19 protein-coding genes and 1 tRNA gene are annotated in these 20,987 nt (G+C 62.3%); 12 read left to right on the forward strand and 8 right to left on the reverse strand.

The genetic code is table 11. From position 1 onward, the window contains the following. Nucleotides 1-30: 30 nt before the first annotated feature. From Q0J85_RS06050 to Q0J85_RS06065, 4 genes are all read right to left on the reverse strand, one after another. Nucleotides 31-107: transfer RNA gene (locus Q0J85_RS06050), tRNA-Arg, on the reverse strand. A 78-nt stretch (nt 108-185) separates the two neighbouring features. Beyond that, nucleotides 186-2,105 (reverse strand): DNA mismatch repair endonuclease MutL, encoded by a 1,920-nt coding sequence (gene mutL / locus Q0J85_RS06055; RefSeq protein WP_294479174.1) that lies wholly within the window; start codon nt 2,103-2,105, stop codon nt 186-188. Further along, nucleotides 2,092-2,742, reverse strand: coding sequence for a tetratricopeptide repeat protein (locus Q0J85_RS06060; protein WP_294479176.1), 651 nt, complete (start codon nt 2,740-2,742; stop codon nt 2,092-2,094). The genes mutL and Q0J85_RS06060 overlap by 14 nt, the downstream gene beginning before the upstream one ends. After that, on the reverse strand, nt 2,739-3,749 hold the full coding sequence (locus Q0J85_RS06065; RefSeq protein ID WP_294479178.1) for an ABC transporter ATP-binding protein: 1,011 nt from the start codon (nt 3,747-3,749) through the stop codon (nt 2,739-2,741). The genes Q0J85_RS06060 and Q0J85_RS06065 overlap by 4 nt, the downstream gene beginning before the upstream one ends. A 171-nt stretch (nt 3,750-3,920) precedes the next feature. Between Q0J85_RS06065 and Q0J85_RS06070 the strand changes: the two genes are divergently transcribed. Continuing rightward, complete coding sequence (locus Q0J85_RS06070) at nt 3,921-5,153, forward strand: beta-ketoacyl synthase (protein ID WP_294479181.1); 1,233 nt, start codon at nt 3,921-3,923, stop codon at nt 5,151-5,153. A gap of 6 nt (nt 5,154-5,159) precedes the next feature. Next, on the forward strand, nt 5,160-6,050 hold the full coding sequence (gene lipA / locus Q0J85_RS06075; RefSeq protein WP_294479182.1) for a lipoyl synthase: 891 nt from the start codon (nt 5,160-5,162) through the stop codon (nt 6,048-6,050). On the opposite strand, the gene Q0J85_RS06080 is transcribed toward lipA, so the two are convergent. Genes Q0J85_RS06080 through Q0J85_RS06090 form a run of 3 tightly spaced genes read right to left on the reverse strand, consistent with a single transcriptional unit; the run spans nt 6,005 to nt 7,898 of the window. Beyond that, on the reverse strand, nt 6,005-6,874 hold the full coding sequence (locus Q0J85_RS06080) for a DUF1848 domain-containing protein (protein ID WP_294479183.1): 870 nt from the start codon (nt 6,872-6,874) through the stop codon (nt 6,005-6,007). The genes lipA and Q0J85_RS06080 overlap by 46 nt on opposite strands. Before the next feature lies 1 nt (nt 6,875). Further along, nucleotides 6,876-7,340: a methylated-DNA--[protein]-cysteine S-methyltransferase gene (locus tag Q0J85_RS06085; protein ID WP_294479184.1), complete on the reverse strand. Its 465-nt coding sequence runs from the start codon at nt 7,338-7,340 to the stop codon at nt 6,876-6,878. Between the two features lie 54 nt (nt 7,341-7,394). Then, nucleotides 7,395-7,898, reverse strand: coding sequence for a hypothetical protein (locus tag Q0J85_RS06090; RefSeq protein ID WP_294479185.1), 504 nt, complete (start codon nt 7,896-7,898; stop codon nt 7,395-7,397). A 69-nt stretch (nt 7,899-7,967) separates the two neighbouring features. Between Q0J85_RS06090 and tsaD the strand changes: the two genes are divergently transcribed. The 10 genes from tsaD to Q0J85_RS06140 all read left to right on the forward strand — a co-directional run bounded on the left by tsaD (nt 7,968) and on the right by Q0J85_RS06140 (nt 19,868). After that, nucleotides 7,968-9,044, forward strand: coding sequence for a tRNA (adenosine(37)-N6)-threonylcarbamoyltransferase complex transferase subunit TsaD (gene tsaD, locus Q0J85_RS06095; protein WP_294479186.1), 1,077 nt, complete (start codon nt 7,968-7,970; stop codon nt 9,042-9,044). Nucleotides 9,045-9,058: 14 nt separating this feature from the next. Further along, on the forward strand, nt 9,059-9,697 hold the full coding sequence (locus Q0J85_RS06100) for an HAD-IIIA family hydrolase (protein ID WP_294479187.1): 639 nt from the start codon (nt 9,059-9,061) through the stop codon (nt 9,695-9,697). Between the two features lie 46 nt (nt 9,698-9,743). Continuing rightward, nucleotides 9,744-11,747: an alpha-amylase family protein gene (locus Q0J85_RS06105; RefSeq protein WP_294479188.1), complete on the forward strand. Its 2,004-nt coding sequence runs from the start codon at nt 9,744-9,746 to the stop codon at nt 11,745-11,747. A 36-nt stretch (nt 11,748-11,783) separates the two neighbouring features. Next, nucleotides 11,784-12,803, forward strand: coding sequence for a serine hydrolase (locus tag Q0J85_RS06110; protein ID WP_294479190.1), 1,020 nt, complete (start codon nt 11,784-11,786; stop codon nt 12,801-12,803). A 19-nt stretch (nt 12,804-12,822) separates the two neighbouring features. Continuing rightward, nucleotides 12,823-13,650 carry a nitroreductase family protein gene (locus Q0J85_RS06115; protein WP_294479192.1) on the forward strand — a complete coding sequence of 276 codons (828 nt, stop codon included), beginning with the start codon at nt 12,823-12,825 and terminating at the stop codon, nt 13,648-13,650. 7 nt (nt 13,651-13,657) lie between these two features. Continuing rightward, nucleotides 13,658-15,034 (forward strand): CCA tRNA nucleotidyltransferase, encoded by a 1,377-nt coding sequence (locus tag Q0J85_RS06120; protein ID WP_294479194.1) that lies wholly within the window; start codon nt 13,658-13,660, stop codon nt 15,032-15,034. A 56-nt stretch (nt 15,035-15,090) separates the two neighbouring features. Next, nucleotides 15,091-16,404 carry a phenylacetate--CoA ligase family protein gene (locus Q0J85_RS06125; RefSeq protein ID WP_294479195.1) on the forward strand — a complete coding sequence of 438 codons (1,314 nt, stop codon included), beginning with the start codon at nt 15,091-15,093 and terminating at the stop codon, nt 16,402-16,404. A gap of 78 nt (nt 16,405-16,482) precedes the next feature. Next, the gene (locus Q0J85_RS06130) at nt 16,483-17,736 is read left to right on the forward strand and encodes a DUF445 family protein (RefSeq protein WP_294479197.1); all 1,254 of its coding nucleotides are present in this window, start codon (nt 16,483-16,485) and stop codon (nt 17,734-17,736) included. Nucleotides 17,737-17,747: 11 nt separating this feature from the next. Next, nucleotides 17,748-18,953, forward strand: coding sequence for a metallophosphoesterase (locus tag Q0J85_RS06135; protein WP_294479199.1), 1,206 nt, complete (start codon nt 17,748-17,750; stop codon nt 18,951-18,953). A gap of 30 nt (nt 18,954-18,983) precedes the next feature. Next, the gene (locus tag Q0J85_RS06140) at nt 18,984-19,868 is read left to right on the forward strand and encodes a DMT family transporter (RefSeq protein ID WP_294479201.1); all 885 of its coding nucleotides are present in this window, start codon (nt 18,984-18,986) and stop codon (nt 19,866-19,868) included. A gap of 69 nt (nt 19,869-19,937) precedes the next feature. Here Q0J85_RS06140 and Q0J85_RS06145 read toward each other — a convergent pair whose 3' ends face one another. After that, entirely contained in the window at nt 19,938-20,984 is a 1,047-nt protein-coding gene (locus tag Q0J85_RS06145; RefSeq protein WP_294479203.1) for a 2-hydroxyacid dehydrogenase, read from the reverse strand. Nucleotides 20,985-20,987: the final 3 nt, after the last annotated feature.

Genomic DNA, 20,987 nt, shown 5'->3' on the forward strand with positions numbered 1-20,987 from the left:
CGCAAAGCGTTCACGCTGAACACAAAAAAATGGTACACCCATAGGGATTTGAACCCCAAACCTTCTGGTCCGTAGCCAGACGCTCTATCCAATTGAGCTATGGGTGCACGCTTAATGTTCTTTAATATATGCCGGGTCAGCAGGAATTGCAAGCTCTCCCGGAAGAATTTTTTGCGGATTTTTGCTCATCTCCGGTTGAAACGCTTTTCGATCTCGCGCAGCGTGATGGTAATCATGGTCGGACGGCCGTGCGGACAGAGCGTTCCCTGCCGGCACTCGCCGAGCTGGCGCAGAAGCTCTTCCGCTGCGGTGAGCGGCAGCACGTCGTGCGCTTTCACAGCGGCGCGGCACGCGGCGCGCGCGACGTATTCGAGCTCCACCGGCAATTTGTGCTCCTCGTTGTCGACCAGTTCCTGAAGCATATCCGGGATCATAGCCGACAGATCGCGGTGTTCCGGCAGCGCCGCCGGAACGGAGTTCAACATCACCGTGTGACTTCCGAGCGGCTCAACATCGAACCCGACCGCCTCGAAGATCTTCCGGTTGCGCAGCAGCAGCGCGGCCATCGAATGGGGCAGCTCCAGCGTCTGCGGCAGCAGCAGCGGCTGCGCGGCAACCCCCTGCCGGGCGGAGTCGAGCAGACGCTCAAACATCACTCGCTCGTGCGCCGCATGCTGGTCGATGAGAATCAGCCCCGATTTCCCCGCAGCCAGAAGATAGGTGTCGTCAAGTACGCCGATGATCCGGTCCGGCCACTCCCCGTTGAACGGAATGTCGGGATAATCGAACTTCGAGCGGGCGGGAATCGCCACCGCCGGAGTGTCGGTGAGAAAACTTGCGCTGTTCGTCTCCGGTTTCTCCGGGGACTCCTCCGGAATCGATGCCGGAGACGGTTCCTCCCCGGAGAGCGGCTTCGACTCCGGAATCGGTTTTGCGGCGGGGGGCGCCGGGACGGGGCGCGGCCGCTCTTCCCGGAACGCCGGGAGAGAGGGCTGCTCGCTGTTCCCGGGTTCGTACTGAACGGTGGCTGCGTCGAGCACAAGTTTCAGCGGAATTTGTCCCGAGAGCGGCAGAGAGTTCTCCTCCGCCCCGGGCGGGGGGAGGGGAGCTGCTTCACGCGTGCGGCGGAGCGCGTTGCCGACCGCCGTCGCAACGGCGCGCCCGACGGCGTATTCGTGCTTGAACCGGACTTCCCGCTTGGCCGGGTGGACGTTCACGTCAACATCTTCCGGAGGCATCTCCAGAAACAGGATGACCGGAGGAAAACGGCCGCTCTCGGCGAGCGTGGCGTATCCCTCCCGGATGCCGCGGTAGATCGCGGGAGACTCGATCGCGCGTCCGTTTACGAACGTCCGCTGTTCGCGTCGGCTGTTCCTCGTGAATCCGGGGCTGGCGATGAAACCACTGATCCGTATGCCGCCTTCCTGATGGGCAACCGGCCAGAGCGCGTCGGCGTAAACTCTGCCGAAGAATTCGCGCAGCCTCGGCTCCGGCTTCTCCGAGGCGGGTGAACGGAACGAACAGCGGCCGTCCATCACAAGTTCAAACGCCACCCCGGGGCGCGGAATCGCCAGCGCGAGCACGGCTTCCTCGATGTGGTGCGACTCGGTCGCGTCGGCTTTCAGGAATTTTCTGCGGGCCGGGGTGTTGAAGAAGAGGTCGCGAATCCGGATCGTCGTGCCGACCGCGCCGCCGCAGGGGGCGGCTTCGATGAGCCGCCCCCCCTCGACGGTCACGCGGGTTCCCTCAAGCTGTTCCGCCGTCCGGGTCGTGAGTTCAAACCGGCTGATCGAGGCGATCGAGGGGAGCGCTTCGCCACGGAATCCGAGCGTGACGATGTGATCGATTCCCGCTTCGTCGAGAAGTTTGCTCGTGCCGTGCGGTTCGATGCACAGAAGTGCGTCGTCGGCATCCATGCCGCAGCCGTCGTCGGTGACACAGATCAGCCGCGATCCGGCGCGCTCGATTTCAATGCGGATTCGTTTCGCGCCGGCATCGATGGCGTTTTCCACCAGCTCCTTGACGACCGAGGCGGGGCGTTCGATGACCTCCCCGGCCGCAATCCGGTTGCTGAGGTGTTCGGACATGACTTTAATCTTGCTCATGATTCTGCTCCGGGGAGTCGGAATGGGAGGGTTCCGTCTCCTGGTTCTCGTTTTGCGGCGGAAGCTCTCCCGCCGATTTCTCCTGTTCGGCATTTCGTTCGGATGCCTTGCGCCGGTACTCCTCCGCCGCCGCGAGGTCGCCGAGTTCCTCATAGGCCCGGCTTAGACTCATATCGATGTCCGGCTGATTCGGATCGATGGCCCGGGCGGTCAGGAGTTCCCGGATGCCCGCCTCGTACCACTTCAATCGGACCAGCGTCTCTCCGAGATTCGCGTGGGCGACAGGGTCGCCCGGATGTTTCGCGAGGACGGCGCGGAAGATGTTGCTCGCTTCAAAGTACCTCCCGGAGAGGAAGTAGACGTTTCCAAGCATCCGCATCGCCATGATATTGTCCCGGTCCAGGTTCAGAACCCGCCGGAGGGAGTGTTCCGCCTCGGGGTAACGCTCCTGCGTAAAAAAACGCGCGGATTCGTTCAGCAATCCCCTGACGACCTGCGGCGACGCCTCCGGTTCCCTGCGGCTGCGGTACTGGTCCGGACTCTGATTGTTGTAACTGCGGATGACGCAGGCGGTCAGCAGAACGACGCCCGTCAGCAGCCCGAGCAGCAGAAAAAGTCCTTTTTTCTCTCTGTTCATTCCAGGTTGCCCGTTCCGGCTGCGAAAGGATGCCGGCAGTAAACCGTATGGGTGTTCGAGATCGACACCGGAGCGGGAATTTCACAACAGCACCGTTCCTGCTCTTCCGGCGAAAGATCTTTCCGCCGTTCGCACCGGTCGCAGAAGCGGCAGCCCGGAGCGAACTCCTCCGGCGGCGGAACGTGGCCGGGAATCGTCGAGAGCCGCTTCCCCTCTCCGCCGAGATGCGGAACCGCTTTGAGCAGAGCCCGGGTATAAGGATGGGCGGGATGGGCGAAGAGTTCCGGTCCGGAGGCGTATTCGACGATGTTTCCGGCATACATGACCGCGACCCGGTTCGCGAGCCGGGCGACGATGCCGAGGTTGTGAGTCACGAGGATCACTGCCATGTCGCGGGCGCGCCGCAGTTCGTCGATGAGTTCGAGGATCTGCGCCTGAATCGTCACGTCGAGCGCCGTAGTCGGCTCGTCGGCGACGAGCAGCTCCGGATTGCCCGCGAGCGCCATGGCGATCATGACGCGCTGCTGCATGCCGCCGGACATCTCGTGCGGAAACGAGTCCACGCGGCTCTCGGGCGCGGGAATCCCGACCAGTCGCAGAAGTTCAATGACTTCCCCGCGCACATCGGTCACTTCCGGTCGGTGCAGGGCGAGCACTTCGGCGATCTGGCTGCCGACCCGGAACACCGGATTGAGCGAGACCGACGGCTCCTGAAAGATATAGGCGATTCCTCCGCCGCGGATCTTCCGCAGTTTCCGGGCGGGGAGGCGGGTCAGATCCACGGTTCCCTCTTTCGTCTGGAATTCGATCGCGTCGGCCCGGACGCGCGCCGGGGGAGTCGGCAGAAGCGAGGTCAGTGAAAGACAGCTTATGCTCTTGCCGCAGCCGGATTCTCCGACCAGGGCGAGAATTTCGCCGCGGTCGACATCGAACGATACGTTGCTCACGATGTCCGGAGCATTCGCCCCGAACGAGATATTCAGATTTTTTACCGATAAAAGCGCCATGCCGGAAATCAATATCTGCGGTGGAAAAAAAGCCTGTTTCTTCAATATAACACGAAATACGGCGAGATTCCACAATATTTCACCGCAGACAGTAGAAAAAATCGGAAATCACCATTATATTACCGTGGAAATAAGAAATCTGTCATCATTCCGGACAATTTGCGAGGGTACATGGAAAGAGCGTTCATCTCGGGACGGGGGCTGATCACTCCCATTGGAAAAACGGTACAGGAGAACATCGCCGGGCTGCGTTCCGGCAGAAGCGGGATCATCCGGGAGCCGTCGTTTGTCGAGCACAAGCTCGAGAGTCAGGTCGGCGGATCGATCGGGGAGATTCCCTCCTGTCCGCTGATCGACCGCAAGACGCTGCGGTTCTGTCCTCCGGTCGGGGTCATGTCCGTTGTCGCCGTGCTTGAGGCGATTGCCGAGGCGGGGATCACGCTCGAGGAGCTGCGTTCGATGCGCGTGGCGATCATCGGCGGTGTCGCGGGCGGCAACTACCGGGAGCTTTACGAGGAGACTGCGAGCTACATGAACGCCAATTACCGGCTGCGCAACGTGAGCCCTTACTGCGTGCCGCGGATCATGCCCTCGAACGCGGTTGCGAGTCTCTCGCTGCTGCTCGGTCTGACCGGTGAGTCCTATGACGTTTCGGCAGCCTGCGCGTCGAGCGCGGTTTCGGTCATGGTCGCGACCCGGCTGATCCGTTCGGGGCAGTACGATGTGGTGATCGCAGGCGGTGCGGAGAAGCTCGACTGGGTCGAGGCGCTCGGATTCACCGCCTGCCGCGCGCTTTCGCGCAAATTCAACGACACACCGGAGAAAGCGAGCCGGCCGTTCGACCGCGACCGCGACGGGTTCGTCCTGGCGGAGGGCGCGGCTTACGTGGTTCTGGAGTCGGAGTCTCACCTGAAAGCGCGCGGTGGCCGGGCGATTTCGGAGGTTTCCGGCATCGCGGCCAACAGCAACGCGAAAGATATGGTCGTCCCCGATACGGCGGCGTCCGCGAACGTCATGCGCAATGCGATCGCCGATGCGGGGCTGCGCCCGGAAGAGGTCGGTTACGTGAACACCCACGGTACGGGCACTCCGGTCGGAGACCCGGTGGAGCTCGCCGCGATCCGCGAAGTGCTCGGCACGGGCGTGGCGATCAACAGTACGAAATCCCAGACCGGCCACATGGTCGGTGCAACCGGCGCGGCGGAGATCATCTTCACCTCGCTGATGCTGGAACACAAATTCATCTCTCCCTCGATCAACCTCGACAACCCCGATCCGGAGTTCGCATGGGCGGATCTTGTGCGTGAGTGCCGCGACGGGGTCGATATCCGCCACGGCATTTCAAACAGTTTCGCTTTCGGGGGGTCGAACGTGGCGGTGGTGATTTCCGACTGCGGGAAGTAAGAGATCGTGAGAGGGGAGGGCAAGCCGCAGCGCCCCCGGCTGCCGGAGTGGCTGAAAGTCCGGGTCAGAGCAGGAGGCGCCCGCGAGGAGGTCGCCGGGATTCTGCGCGATCTGCGGCTCAACACGGTTTGTTCCGGGGCGCTCTGCCCGAATCTCGGGGAGTGTTTCTGTTCCGGTACGGCGACGTTTCTCATCATGGGGAGCAGCTGCACGCGCAACTGTCGTTTCTGCGCGATCGACCATTCGCCGCACCCTGCTCCGCCGGAGGAGGACGAGGCCGAACGGCTCGCGGAAGCCGCCGCGCGACTTCATTTGAACTATGTGGTCGTGACCAGCGTGACCCGGGACGATCTGCCGGACGGTGGAGCGCACTGTTTCGCCGCGGTCATCGACGCGCTGCACCGGCGGCTGCCGGGGGCGGGAGTCGAGGTGTTGACTCCCGATTTCAACTGCGACGGCAGGGCGATTGCCGCCGTACTTGCCGCCGGGCCGACGGTTTTCAACCACAACATCGAGACGGTTGAGCGGCTGTCGGGGGAGATCCGCACACGCGCGACTTACCGCAAATCGCTGGAAGTGCTGCGCCTCGCGCATGAGATCGGCAACGGAATCCCCGTGAAATCCGGGATCATGCTCGGTTTGGGGGAGCGCGACGAGGAGGTCGTTCAAACGCTGGAGGATCTGCGGGGCGCGGGGGTCTCGATCGTGACGATCGGGCAGTATCTGCCGCCGTCGGCACAGCATTGGCCGCTTGACCGTTTCGTCACGCCGGAGGAGTTCGCCCGCTTCGGCCGGATCGCGGAGGAGCTCGGGTTTTCGGCGGTGGCGAGTTCGCCGCTCGTACGCAGCAGTTACCACGCCGGAGAGCTGCACAAAAAAGGCGAATCCGGGTCGTAAGTGGTTTCAGCCCGCAGCCGGGCCGACTCCGGCGAGCGGTTCGCGTAGCAGTAACGGCAGCCGTGCGGACAGCAGCCCGGAGTACCGATATCGATGCTCTTCAAGCAGTTGCACAGCTTTCTCTGCCCCGGATCTTTCTTCGCATCGACCTCGTGGCCGCAGATCGCTTCGACCCATTTTCTGCCGATGCAGGCGGCGGGCGGGAGTTCGAGTCCCGATTCCGCACACGCTTCGAGCCGGAGTCCACGCCCGGAGGCGATGGCGGCGAGTTCGGTTGCGAGGGCGCTGCACTCTTCCGGGGCGGGTTCGCGGATTGACGTTCCCGCGAGATTCCGGCGGGTCCGCGCGTAGAAGTCGAGGAAACTTGTGACGCAGTGCGTCGTACAGCCCGCGAGTTCATCGGCGATGCGGCGGAACGAATCGCGGTGGAAGCCCGCATCGTAATCCGGAGAGAAAGCGATCGGGTCATAGCGCCAGACCATCTTCCGCGGGCCGATCCGCTGCGCGAGCGCCCGGAACGTCGCGATCCGTTCCCGCAGCGGCGGTACGCCCGGCTCGAGGTCGGAGCCGTAGGCGTTCAGCGTGAAAGCGATGCCGAACGGAATGCCGAATGCTTCAAGTTTGCCAAGCCCGGCGAGCAGCGGGGCCGGATTCTTGCTCCAGAAAATGATGGCGTCGACGGCGGGCGGAGTCAGGTCGACCCTGCGGACCTGGCCGGGATTCATCGGGTTGCGCGTCATGGCGAATCCGGCGCAGAGCCGGTTCAGCAGCCATGGCATGAAGAAAGCCGGGATATCGGTCCGGCGGCTGGCGCTCACGATCATTTTAAAACAAACTCTCCGTACCGGCTTCGAGTTCAAGCAGTTTCCGTTTCAGATCGAGCCCTCCCGCGTACCCGACGAGCTTTCCGTTTGCTCCGATGACGCGGTGGCATGGAATGAAAATCGCAATCGGGTTGCAGTGGTTCGCCATGCCGACGGCGCGGCTTCCTCCCGGGCAGTCGACCGCGTCGGCGATCTCCCGGTAGGTGGCGGTCCCGCCGTAAGGGATGCGCCGCAGCGCCTCCCAGACTCTCCGCTGGAACGCGGTTCCCTGCGGAGCCAGCGGCAGGTCGAATGTCTGCCGCGTTCCGGAAAAATACTCCTCAAGTTCGCGGAACGCCTCTGCGAGAAGCGGATCGTCCGGGGCGGTTTCCGGGGCGTCGCACGGCAGAATCAGCGCCGTGATGGCGCCGTTTTCGCTCCGGATGCCGATTCTGCAGAGCGGAAAGGTTTTGCAGCCGAATCCCATGTTATGATCTCCTGGTTGAAACACAATACTCCATTTTCCCGAAAAGGCAAGGCCTCACCATTGTCGCAACGCGAGAATCACGAGGCTGAGCGCGTAGAACGGCGCCGCCAACCCGAACGACCCGCCCGCGCTTGCGAAGAAAGTCGCTCCGAGCAGCAGCGGCAGCACCGCTTCCAGAATCGAGAGGATTCGTTCCTGGGACGCAACTCCCTTCCGTCGCAGTTCCGGGAGCAGCCCTGCACCGAGCAAAATCACCCAGAGTCCGATGCCGATCGCTCCGAGCCGGTCGCGCCGGGAGAAGAAGAGCAGCAGCGCGCCCGTCGTCGCGAGAGCAGTCAGCAGCAGTCCGATGCGGTGATGCCGGTTGCGCACCCCCGCGGCGAGGAGCATCATCCCCGCCGCGATCAGGAGGAAGAGCCCGCACCCGGCAAGCGCTCCGAGCGGCGGTCGCAGCAGAAGCAGCGGCACGGGCAGCAGCGTGAGCACGGCCCGGAACCGTCTGGCTCCGGGCTGCCGGCCGAAAAGAAGAAATCGGGTTATTTCCGCTGTTTTTTTCATAGGTTGTTTGTGTTTGAAACAAAGATATGGTATATTTTCAAAATATCAAGTGGGACGAGGATTTTTCTTATGGCTTTGATTCTGGGGATTGAAACGAGCTGCGACGAAACCGCCGCCGCGGTGGTGCGTGACGGGTTCGAGGTGCTCTCGAACAGCGTCGCATCGCAGATCGCCAAACATGCCGCTCACGGCGGAGTTGTGCCCGAGCTGGCGGCGCGGGAGCATCTGACCGCGCTCACGCCGGTACTCGAGGGGGCGCTCCGGGAGGCGGATGTGACGTTGCGCGATATCGACGCGATCGCGGTTACGCAGGGGCCGGGATTGATTCCGGCGCTGCTCGTGGGATTGTCGTTTGCGAAAGGGCTGGCGATGGGCAATGGGATTCCCTACGTCGGCGTGAACCATTTTATCGGACACATCTACGGGGCGTTTCTCGACGAAGCGAACCGCGAGCTGGAGGATCCGGCGAACTATCCGCTGCTGGCGCTGGTGGTATCGGGCGGCCACACGTCGCTCGTGCTCATCGACGAACACGGCCGGGCGACCGCGCTCGGGAGCACGATCGACGACGCGGCCGGCGAAGCGCTCGACAAGGGCGCGAAACTGCTCGGGCTCGGATATCCGGGCGGACCGATCATGCAGAAGACGGCCGAGGGAAGGGATCCGCACCGTTTTGCGTTTCCCCGGCCGCTGATGGGGGCGGCGGGCAAGCCGCTCGCGCCCGAGAACCGCTACAACTTCAGCTTCAGCGGGATCAAGACCGCGCTGCTCTATCACGTGAAGAATCATGCCGGGGCGGACGGCACGCTGCCGGAAGAGCTGCTGCGGGACACGGCCGCCTCTTATCAGGAGGCGGTCATTGACGTGCTCGTGCGCAAGACGCTCGCCGCCGCGCAGGAGACCGGCGCGAAGATGATCGTCGCTGCCGGCGGCGTCGCCTGCAACAGCGTGCTGCGCGAGCGGCTGGAACAGCTCACGCCGCGCGGAGTGAAGCTCCGGCTGGCGGCGCGCAAATACTGCACCGACAATGCCGCGATGATCGGTGGACTCGGATACCATTACTGGAAAAAAGGAACGTTTTCTCCGCTCGACATCGACTCGTATGCGCGGCTGCCGCGGATCACGCAGATTCCGTTCCTGGATTAGGAGGAGACACTTCGATGGTGAAATTGATTGTATTCGATCTTGACGGTACATTGATCGACTCCCGGCGCGATCTGGCCGGAGCGGTCAATCACATGCGCGGTTCGATGGGGCTCGAACCGATTTCGACGGAACGGATCGTGACTTTCGTCGGCAACGGGGTCGCGAATCTCGTTCGGCGTTCGGTGGCGGATGCGGACGTCGATTTTGACGAAGCGCTGCGCCGCATGAAGCGCTATTATGCGGAACATCTGGTTGAGACGACCTCCCTCTATCCCGGAGTCGCGAGCGGACTTGCCGAACTCGGCCGTGCCGGGATCACGCTGGCCGTGCTGTCAAACAAGCCGACCGATGCGAGCTGCCGGATTCTCAAGGAGCTCGGGGTCGGCGACCGGTTCGCCGAGATCATCGGCGGGGACGGCGATTTTCCGCTGAAGCCGGAGCCGGACGCACTCCTTGCGCTGATGCGGAAATTCGACTGCCGCCCGGAACAGTGCTGGATGTTCGGAGATCATTACACCGATCTGGAGGCGGCGCGCCGGGCAGGATGCCGCCGCGCGCTCGCGCGTTACGGATTTGGAGATCCGAAATCGGAGACGTTCGATTTCGAAGTCGGTTCGTTTCCGGAATTCGTCATGGCTGTCAAGGGGTTTTAAACGCAGATTCTCAATCCGAAGCATTTGGTCAATCAGGAGAAAACGCATGTATCATCTGAGATTCCGCCAGGTCCATCTTGATTTTCACACTTCACCGGATATCTCCGGAATCGGGGAGAGGTTCGATCGCCGGAAGTGGCAGGAACAGCTGAAGAGGGCGCACGTGAATTCGATCACCTGCTTTTCGATCTGCCATCATGGCTGGAGTTATCACCCGACCCGGGTCGGGAAAATGCACCCGCATCTGAAGTTCAATCTGCTGCGGGAGCAGATGGATGCGGCTCATGAGATCGATGTGAATGTTCCGGTTTACATTACGGCCGGATTCAATCACCGGCTGTCGCTGGAACATCCGGAATGGAACGAATATTCGTTCGAGGGGAAAGGGCCGGACCCGCTGCGCGGCGGCTTCATCAAACTCTGTTTCAACACGCCGTACCTCGATCTGCTGTGCGAGGAGATTGAGGAGACCGCGGCTCTGTTCCCGGATGCGAACGGAATCTTTCTGGACATCATCAACCAGGGGCAATGCTGCTGTCCGCGCTGTATGAAGGGAATGCTGGACGCGGGGCTTGACCCCGCCCTGGAATCAGACCGGGTCAAATTCGCCCGCAAGGTGCTCGAGAACTATTATGTTCGCACGACCGCAGCCGCCCGGAAGCTCAATCCGGAGATGCCGGTGTTTCATAACAGCGGTCATGTCTCGGTCGGCGACACCGGAATCCTCAAGTATTTCAGCCACCTTGAACTCGAGAGCCTGCCGACCGGCGGCTGGGGGTACGACCACTATCCGTTTTCCGCGGCGTACAGCCGGAATCTGGGGCTCGATTTCCTCGGCATGACCGGGAAGTTCCACACGACCTGGGGGGAATTCGGCGGTTTCAAGCATCCGAACGCGCTGCGTTACGAGTGCGCTGCGATGATTGCGAATGGTTCCAAATGCAGCGTCGGCGACCAGCTTCATCCGGACGGGGAACTCGATGAGACCACTTACGATATGATCGGGGAGGCCTACGCCGAAGTTGAACAGAAAGAGGCCTGGTGCGACAACGTCAGCTCCCTCGCCGAGGTCGCGATCCTCGCCGTGGCCGGGATCACCGGCAAACGCGATGTCCCGCCTGATGTGGGTGCGGCGCGCATTCTGCTTGAGGCGCATATTCCGTTCGATGTGGTCGACGCGGGGATGGATTTCTCCCGTTATCGCTTCCTCGTGCTGCCGGACGAGGTGACGGTCGACGCGGCGCTGCGGGAGAAGCTCGGGCGCTTCACTGCGGATGGCGGGAAGCTGATCCTCTCGGCCGGGAGCGGACTCGATCCGGAACGGCAGGCGTTTGTGCTCGATCTGCCGTTTGTCGACGAGGGGTGGAGTCCGTGGTCGCCGGATTACGTGCTTGCGGCTCCGGAATTCGCGCCCGGATATATGAAGACGCCGTTTGTGATGTATCTGCCCTCGCGCCGGATCAGGGCGCGCGGCGGCGTCTCGCTCGGACAGGTGTACGATCCCTGGTTCAACCGCGGATTCCGGCACTTCTGCAGCCATCAGCATGCGCCGTACCGTACGGAACCGTCCGGCTTCGACGCGGGGGTGATGACGGACAATGTCCTGTATTTCGCTCACCCGGTCTTTTCGATCTACCGCGGGTTCGGAATGGTTTACCTGCAGGAGTTTGTGGTGAACGCCCTGCGGCGTTTTCTCGGGGCGGAGCTGCAGGTTGAAACCTCTCTGCCGACCACGGGCCGGGTGACGTTTTTCGACCAGCCGGAAGAGAAACGCGCGGTGCTGCATCTGCTCTACGCGAACACGGTCAACCGCGGTGGCGGCGGGCTGCATCTGCTGAATCAGCCGCACTCGAACGGCTACGCGATCGAGGTGATCGAGGAGCTTCTGCCGCTGGCGAATGTCAAGGTCTCGGTGAAACCGCCGCGCCCGGTCAGGTCGGTGCGGTTCGTCCCGCAGGGCGAGGCCGTTCCGTTTGTGGAGAAGAACGGGCGGATCGAGTTCACCGTTCCGGAACTCCTCTGCCATCAGATGGTGGAATTCGCTTATTGAGCAGCGGCAGCGCGCCGGGTGGGGGGAGGTCGCACCGTGGAGAGAATCCGTGAAATCGTCGAAGCCGGAATCCGCGACGGCGTGATCCACGGCGCCGCCGTTGCCGCCGGCAGTCGCGACGGACTGCTGCTGAAAGCCGGGTATGGCGAAGCGGCGCCCGGAGTCCCGATGACTCCCGGAACGATCGTCGACGTCGCGAGCGTGACCAAGGCGGTGGCGACGACCACGGCGCTGTTGATCTGCCGCGACCGGAAGCTGATCGATTTCGATGCGCCGTTCACGCGGTATCTGCCGGATTTCGGACCCGCGCTGCCGGAGCCGGTCTCTGTGCGGCAGCTTGCGATGCACGTTTCGGGCTTTACGCACGACGGGCATGCGGAGCGGCAGTATTTCTCCGAGTCCGGGGTGGAGATCATGCGCAATATTCTGCGCTTCCCGCCGGAGAAACCGGCCGGGAAATGCGTTGAATACATGTGCTGGAACTTCCTGCTGCTGGGACTCATCGTCGAACGTGTGGCCGGGGAGCGGCTCGACTCGTTCTGTGCACGGGAGATTTTTGAACCGCTCGGCATGAGCGACACGGCGCTCGGGCGTCCGGTATCGCAGGATCGTGCGAAACTCGCGCAGACGATCGGGACGGAACATCCCGGGGAGATTTCGGATTTCATCGCGTTCCGGGTCTACCGGGACGGTCTGTGTGCTGGCAATGCGGGGCTCTTCTCGACGGCGCGCGACCTCGTGAAATTCGGGCGCTGCATTCTGCGGCACGGGGAGGGGCTTTTCAGCGAAGAGTCGTTCCGGGAGATGACGACGCCCCGCACGCCGGCAGGAGCGCTGCCCGAACGCAGTTTCGGCTGGATCGTGCGGGACGGGTTTTCGCCGCCCGCCGCCTCCGCCGGGACGGTGTTTCACTCCGGCTGGAGCGGCCAGACCGTGCTGTACGACTGGAAGAAAGGACGTTCCGCCGTGGTGCTTACGACGCGCTGCGGCGATTATGACCGCGCGAAACGCGACCGGTTCGCGATCGCGGAGCTGCTGCTTGAGCAATTCAACTGAAGAGATGAGGAGGGAAGAGATGAACGAGTTTCAGTTTTTCGTCGATGATTCAAAGTGTATCAAATGCGGAGCCTGTATCCGGGATTGCGCGCTGGAGATGCTGGAGTTCGACCCGGAGCGGGAACTGCCGCATGTGATTCCGGGGACGGAAGACTCCTGCACCCGGTGCCAGCACTGTCTCGCCATCTGCCCGACCGGAGCGCTGGAGATTTTCGGGCGCGATCCGGAGGAGAGTCTGCCGCCGGATTCCAATCCGAATCCGGAGGAGATCCTCTCGCTCATCGCGAACCGCCGTTCGTTCCGCAGTTACCGGCATGAGAATCTCGACGCCGTGACGCTCGATAAACTCAAGGATATGTTGAAATTCGTGCCGACGGGGGTCAATTCGCACTCTCTGTGCTTCGCGTTTGTCGACGATATGAATGTGATGGATGAGTTCCGGAAATGCGTTTCGGACGGAATCGCCGCGATGTTCAAACAGGATCCGCTGCCGCCGTTCCTCGCCCGGATGGCCCGTTATCACAAACAGCTCCGGCGCGGAAAGGATGTGATTTTCCGTGGAGCGCCGCACATGCTTGTGGTGGCAGCGAAAGAGGATTCCGCCACGCCGGTGGTCGATCCGGTGATCGCGCTTTCGTACTTTGAGCTCTATGCACAGTCGCTCGGAGTCGGCACGCTCTGGTGCGGACTTGCGATGGGGGCGCTTCAGGCGTTCCCGGAACTGTTGAAGCGGCTGGATCTGCCGGAGGGCTACCGGGCTGGATACTGCATGCTCTTCGGACCGACGGATCTGCGGTATCGCCGGGCGGTTCAGCCCGATCCGGTGCGGATTCTCTCGGTCCGGTGAGGTCCATATGGAGCACATCTCCGCAGAGTTCCGCTCCACGCCCATGCTTGAGGCGGCCGCGTCGGTCGTGAAAACATTGTGCGAGGCCGGGTTCGAGAGCGGGCTGGTCGGCGGCTGCGTCCGCGATCTGCTGCTCGGCCGGACGCCGGCGGATTGCGATATCGTGACGACGGCGCACCCGGAGCGGATCGCGAGGCTGTTTCCCGACAGTCGTCTGGTCGGCGCGAGTTTCGGGGTGTCGCTCGTGCGTGCGGGGGAATTCGAGTTTGAAGTCGCCTCCGCCCGCGAGGAGCGGTTCTACCTCGACGGCCGCCATCCGGAGGAGGTGCGTTACACGGAAGATCTCGCGGTTGACATGCGCCGCCGCGACTTTACGATCAACGCACTCTGGTTTGATCCCTTGGAGAAACTCGTTTACGACACGGTCGGGGGGCTCGCCGATCTCGACCGGGGCGTCATTCGGACCGTCGGGAATCCGGAGGAACGGTTCGGGGAGGATTTTCTGCGGATGCTGCGGGCGGTGCGGTTCGCCTCGCGGCTGCGGTTTGAACTCGCTCCCGGGACGGAGCGTGCCATCACCGCACTTGCGCCCCGGGCCGCGCTTCTGGCCGGGGAGCGGATCCGGGCGGAGATCTCCTCTATGCTGGCCGGGCCGGATCCCGCGCGGGCGATGCGGCTGCTTCAGAGGACCGGCCTCATGGCGGCCGTTCTGCCGGAAGTCGCCGCGATGGCGGGGGTCGAACAGCCGCCGGAGTTTCACCCCGAGGGGGATGTGTTTGTCCACACCATGCTGATGCTCGAACACATGGCGTATCCCGATCCGCTGCTCGGCTGGAGCGTGCTGCTGCACGACATCGGCAAGCCGCGGACATTCAGCGTGGAAGAAGAGAGCGGGCGGATCCGCTTTTTCGGGCACGAGGCGCTCGGGGCGGAGATGGCCGCGGAGATTCTGGACCGGCTTCACTTCTCCTGCGCCGACCGGGACCGGGTGGTGCAGGCGGTGCGGAATCACATGCGGTTCGCCTTTGTGACGGAGATGAAGAGCGCGAAGCTGCGGAGATTGCTGGCGGATCCGAATTTCCCGCTGGAACTGGAGCTGCACCGTCTCGACTGCATCGCCTGTCACGGGATCATGGACGGATTCGTTTTTCTGCTGGATGAGCTGCGCCGCGCACCGGAACAGGCTGTTCTGCCGGATCCGCTGGTCATGGGACGCGACCTGGTTGCGGCGGGGAGGCGTCCCGGGCGCTGTTTCCGCCCGGTGCTCGACGCGATTTACGACCGGCAGCTGGCGGGGGAGTTCGGTTCACGGGAGGAGGCGCTCGCTTCCGCGCTGTCGCTGCTCGACGCCGAAGAGAGGCGCGCAGGAGGAGAAAACAGTTGATTTCCGGCGCTTTATGGTGTATATTACGCGATCAAACCAACAAGGGGCCCTGAAAAATGTCGCTTTACCAGAATGATAACCTGAGCGCGCTCGACTACGTGCAGCAGGATTACCTGCGCGAACTTCAGCTCGAGCGGTTGAAGAAGATTGTCTCTCACGCCTACAACCATGTGGCGCTTTTCCGCAGCCGGATGGACGAACGCAAATTGCGCCCGGAGGATGTGAAGACGCTTTCCGATCTCGGCAAACTTCCTTTCATGGTGAAAGCGGATTTGCGTGACACCTATCCGTTCGGGCTCTTTGCCGTGCCGATGTCGCAGGTGGTGCGTCTGCACGCTTCGAGCGGGACCACGGGCAAGCCGATCGTGGTCGGCTACACCCGGCAGGATCTTGAAGTGTGGATGGAGGTCATGAAGCGGGCTCTCGCGAGCTGCGGGCTCACAAATGAGGATATCATTCAGGTATCGTACGGGTACGGGCTCTTCACGGGCGGACTTGGCGCGCACTACGGCGCCGAGGCGCTCGGCGCGACCGTGGTGCCGACTTCCGGCGGCAACACGCAGCGGCAGATCATGCTCATGCGCGACTTCGGGACGACCGCGGTCTGCTGTACGCCCTCCTACTTCTACCATATGACCGAAAAAGCCATGGAGAACGGGATCGACATGCGCAAGCTGCCGATCCGGGCGGGTGTCTTCGGCGCCGAACCGTGGACCGAGGAGATGCGCAAACGGATCGAGGATGCCGCCGGCATCAAGGCTTATGACATCTACGGTCTTTCCGAGATCATCGGGCCGGGCGTGGCGATCGAGTGCCGCTGCCAGAAAGGGATGCACATTTTCGAGGATCATTTTTATCCGGAGATCATCAATCCGGAGACGGGCGAGGTTCTGCCGGACGGGGAGTTCGGGGAACTCGTGCTCACGACGCTGTCGAAGTACGCCATGCCGATGATCCGGTATCGCACGCGCGATCTGACGCGGATCGTCGCCGAACCGTGTGCGTGCGGGCGGACGCTCCGGCGTATCGCGCGCATCTCCTCGCGCAGCGACGATATGTTCATCATTCGCGGCGTGAACGTCTTCCCGTCGCAGATTGAGACGGCGCTGCTCTCGGTCGAGGGGACGACCGCGAATTACAACATCATTTTGAGTACCGAGAACGGTCTTGACAGCCTCGAGGTCGATGTCGAGGTGACTGAAGAGCTCTTCTCGGACAAGGTGCGTTCGATGGAGGGGCTGCAGCAGCGGCTGACCGCCGCGGTCGAGGGGTTGATCGGGCTGCGGGTCCGGGTCAAGCTCGTCGCGCCGAACACGATTCAGCGCAGCGAAGGCAAGGCCCGCCGCGTGATCGACCGGCGCGAACGCTGAGTCGCGTACAAAACGAAAGAAGAGGAGGGGGGACTGACAGGGTGTCTCCCCTTTTTTTGCCGGGGGGAGGTTGAGGGAATGAATTGTTTTTTGCGAAGAATTCAAACGGTACTTTCCATTGTGAGCTGGATGACGGTTCTGGCGATTGTCGCCAAAGCGGCAGCGGGCTGGAGCGGGCCGGAGTGGTTTTCGTTCTGGGTGTTCCCGATTCTGGTGGCGGCGGCGGTCGGATATCTCACGAACTTCATCGCGATTGAGATGCTGTTCAAGCCGTATGAGCGGACGGGATTTCACTGGTTGCGGCTGCTTTCGCTCGGCCTGTGGCGGCAGGGGATGATTCCGGCCAACAAGGAGCGGGTCGGCCACGAACTCGGCAATGTGATTACGGAACAGCTTCTGAAGCCGGAGGAGATTTCCCGCGAGATCGGGGGGCGTCTCGCGCAGATGACGACCGATCCGGCGCTGCTCGAACAGATCCGGACGGCGGTTCAGCTGCTGCTGAGGAAGAACGAGGAGTCTGTCATCCGGTTTCTGATTCCGCAGATTGAAACTTCGCTTTCGGATGCGCTCAGACAGAGTCTGACCCCGGAAAATCTGCGGATCTTCTGGGACGAGGTTCTCGAGAAAAATCTCGCTTCGCCGGAGATGCGCGGGAAGGTTGCCGGGGAAATCGTCTGCGGGTTGCGGGCGCGGACGCCCGAGCTGCGCGAGCTCCTGCGCGAATTTCTGCGCGACGGCGTGCGGAATTATGTGAATCAGCGGATCCGGCTCTTTTCCGGCGCGATCGGCGACAAGTTGTCCGGGCTGGTGGACTATCTGAACTGGAATGACATCGAACAGCAGATCGGAGCAAAACTCACCGATGAACGAATTTACGGCCTCATCAGCGACGAACTTACGAAACTGACTCTCCGGCTGCACGACTGGCTGCACAGCGATGAAGCCGCGCCGCAGATGCAGACGTTTCTGGACGGAACGCGGGCGAAACTCGGAGATTTCCTGCACCGCTGGCTGTCGGAGAATGTGCCGCAGATGGTGAACCGGATTCTCTCTTCGGACGATCTCTGGAACTGGGTGCGCGGCGAACTGCTGCCGGCGCTGCAGCGTTATTTCAATTTCTGGATGGCGCACGACGGGCGGCGCATCATCGTGGAGATGCTCGATCTGAACAACCGCATCGAGCAGTCGATCGCCCGGCTCAATGTGCGTGAATTTCATGGGATGATCAACCAGGTTACCGCCGAACATCTCGGTATGATCCAGGTGCTCGGCTATCTGCTCGGGGCGATCGTCGGAACTCTGCAGCAGGTTGCCGCACTGCTGGCGCATTGACCGGGACGGTCATGGTTTCGGAGAGCCGTGCGGAACACGCTCTCCCGGGCGAAGAGGGAAGAGAAAGGGGGAAGAAACAGGTGCTCATGCTGATTCTGGGATGCATCCTTGCCGGTTATGTGATCGGGCGGGCGATTCTGCCGCTCCGGCTGCACTGGGGGTGGAAAATCGGGCTTGCCGTGCCGGTTCTTCTGACGGCGTTCAAGTTTCACGTTCTGCACTGGTTCGGGGGGCCGCGCTTTTTTGCTCCGGAGCTGCCGGTGGCGCTGCTTCTGACGGCGGCGTGGCTGTTCACGCTGCTGTTTCTCTTCTTTTTTCTGCTTCTGGCGGCGGATCTGGTGCGCGGCGGGATTCTCATTGTGCTTCTCTGCCGCGGACGGAAACCCTCCCCCTGTTTCCGGGTCGTCGGCAACCGGGTGAATCTCGGGCTGCTTCTGGCGGCGGGTGTGCTCGCTGCGGTCGGAATCGGGGCGGGGACTGCGGTTCCCGAGGTTCGGCACGTGACGATCCGGATTCCGGATCTGCCGGAGGAGGCCGACGGTATGACGATCGCGCTGCTGGCGGACATTCACGCCGATACGTTGACGCGGGCGGACCGGATTCGCGAAATGGTCGCGCGAACCAATGCCGCGAAACCCGATCTCATTGTGCTTGCGGGGGATCTGGTCGATGGTACGGTCGAGGGGAGCGGCGCCGAACTTCTGCCGCTGCGGGAGCTCTCTGCGCCGTACGGGGTGTTCGGCGTGCCGGGGAATCATGAGTATTACTCCGGTTACGGGCAGTGGATGCCGTTTCTGGAGACGCTCGGCATTGAACTGCTCCTGAACGCGCACCGGGTATTGCCGAACCAAGTCGTTCTGGCCGGGGTGACCGACTCCGCCGCCGCGCGGTTCGGGCTCGAGGGGCCGGAGATCGGCGGGGCATTCGCCGGAATTGAGGACGGAGCGTGCCGGATTCTCGTCGCACACCGGCCGGAACTTGCCGCGGAGGCTGCGGGGCAGGGGGTCGATCTCATGCTCTCCGGGCACACGCACGGCGGGATGATCGTCGGAGTGGATCGATTCATCGCCGGGTTCAACGCGGGATATGTCTCCGGGCTCTACCGGGTCGGGGAAATGGCGCTTTTCATCACGAACGGGGCGGGAATCTGGAACGGATTCCCGGTGCGGATCGGCGTTCCGTCGGAGATCGCGTTGATCCATCTTGTGCGGAACTGAATCGGCGGAGACGAGGGGAGAGGGTGGACGATGGCGGTTGCGGGAATCGTTCTGCTGGTCGGGGTGCGGATTTTGTCGAACTCCCTTGCCAACGTGTTTCAGAAGCGGCTCGTGACGGCGTTTCCGCATCCGCTGCTCATCAACGCGGTCGTCTACGTGCTTCTCAGTGTTCTGCTGCTGCCGCGGCTCTGGTTTCTTCCGCTTCCCGGCGGCGGGGAGGTCTGGCTGTGGGCGGCGTCGGGCGGACTCTTCGGCGCTCTCGGTAATGCGTTCATGGTCAAGGCACTGCAGCATGGGGAGCTCTCGGTCCTCGGGCCGATCAACGCCTGGAAGCCCGTCATCGGCATGGCCGGCGGAGTCGCCCTGCTGCATGAACTCCCCTCCGGAACGGGGATCGCGGGTCTGGGACTGATCCTGCTCGGGAGTTACTGGATTCTCGGGGCGGGCAGCGGAGGATTTCACTGGCGGATTCTGCTGCGCGAGGATATCCTTTACCGGTTCGGGGCGCTGGTGCTTACGGCGCTTGAAGCGGTTTTCATCAAACGGGTGATCCTGCTCTCTTCCGTGGAGATTTCATTCCTCGGCTGGTGCTGGTTCGGGGCGCTCTTTTCGCTGGCCGGTGCGGCGGTGTTCCGGGGGCGGAGGAGCGGAGAAACTTCTGGCGCATTCTCTGTTTTGCGGCGGAACTGGTTCCCGCTTGCGGCGCTGGCTCTCTGCTTCGGGGCGATGCAGTTCGCCACGAATCTCGTATTCGATGAGCTCCCGGTCGGACCGGCGCTCGCGCTTTTCCAACTCTCTGCCGCGGCGAATCTCTGGTTCGGCTGGCGATTCTTCCGGGAACGGGATATGAAAAAGAAAATTCTCGGCACGATTGTGACGATGATCGGCGCCGGACTCATCATCCTCTTTTGCTGATGGCCGAAAAAAAGCCGCCGGAACTCGGTGTCCCGGCGGCCGGCTGTGAAGATTGCGAATGCGGAGTCGTCATTTCCCGCACGGCTTGCCCTGGCAGCCCTTGCTGCCGTCACACATCTGGCAGATCCCGTTCGGCAGCTCGTTCTTCTCGAAGTAGTCGCGGATGTTTTCAAGCGTGACGTTCGCGATGTTCCGGACCGCCTCGCGCGTGAAAAACGCCTGGTGCGAAGTGACGAGAACATTCGGGAATGTCAGCAATCGCGCGAGTACGTCGTCGATGATCGGCCCGTCCGAGCGATCCTCGAAGAAGTAGTCGCCCTCCTCCTCATAGACGTCGAGGCAGGCGCCGCCGATCTTGCCGTGCTTGAGCGCTTCGATGAGCGCGGCGGTGTCGATCAGCTTGCCGCGGCTCGTGTTGATGATGTAAACCCCCGGTTTCATCATGGCGATCGCTTCGCTGTTGATCATGTGAACGTTTTCGCGGGTCAGCGGGCAGTGCAGTGAAATCACGTCGGATTCGCGGTAGAGCGTCTCGAGCGGGACGTACTCGATGTGGAGCTTCTCTGCGGCGGCTTTGTTCGGGTACATGTCGTACGCGAGAATGCGGACGCCGTATCCCTGCAGAACCTCCGCAAACACGAGTCCGATCTTGCCGGTTCCGATGATTCCGACGGTCTTTCCGCGCAGATCGGATCCGATGAGGCCGTTGATCGAGAAGTTGTTTTCCCTTACGCGGTTGTAGGCGCGGTGCAGCGAGCGGTTCAGCGTCATGTACATGGCGAGCGCATACTCCGCGACGGCATAGGGCGAGTAGCCCGGAACGCGAACGACCACCAGCTTGCCGTAGGCGGCGGCGAGGTCGACGTTGTTGTAGCCGGCGCAGCGCATGGCGATCATCTGAACTTTCTCCTCGACGAGCACCTGGATCGTCTCTTTTCCGATGTCGTCGTTCACGAACGCACAGACCACATCGAATCCGGCGGCCATCTTCGCCGAGGCGGGATTCAGCCGCGCCTCGAAGTAGGTGAGTTCAAAACCGAAGTTCTGATTCGCCTCGTCAAACGATTTGCGGTCATAGGGTTTCGTGTCGAAAAACGCAACTTTGACTGGTTTCATCTT

It is taken from the genome of uncultured Victivallis sp. (genome assembly GCA_944389935.1).
Lineage (GTDB): Bacteria > Verrucomicrobiota > Lentisphaeria > Victivallales > Victivallaceae > Victivallis.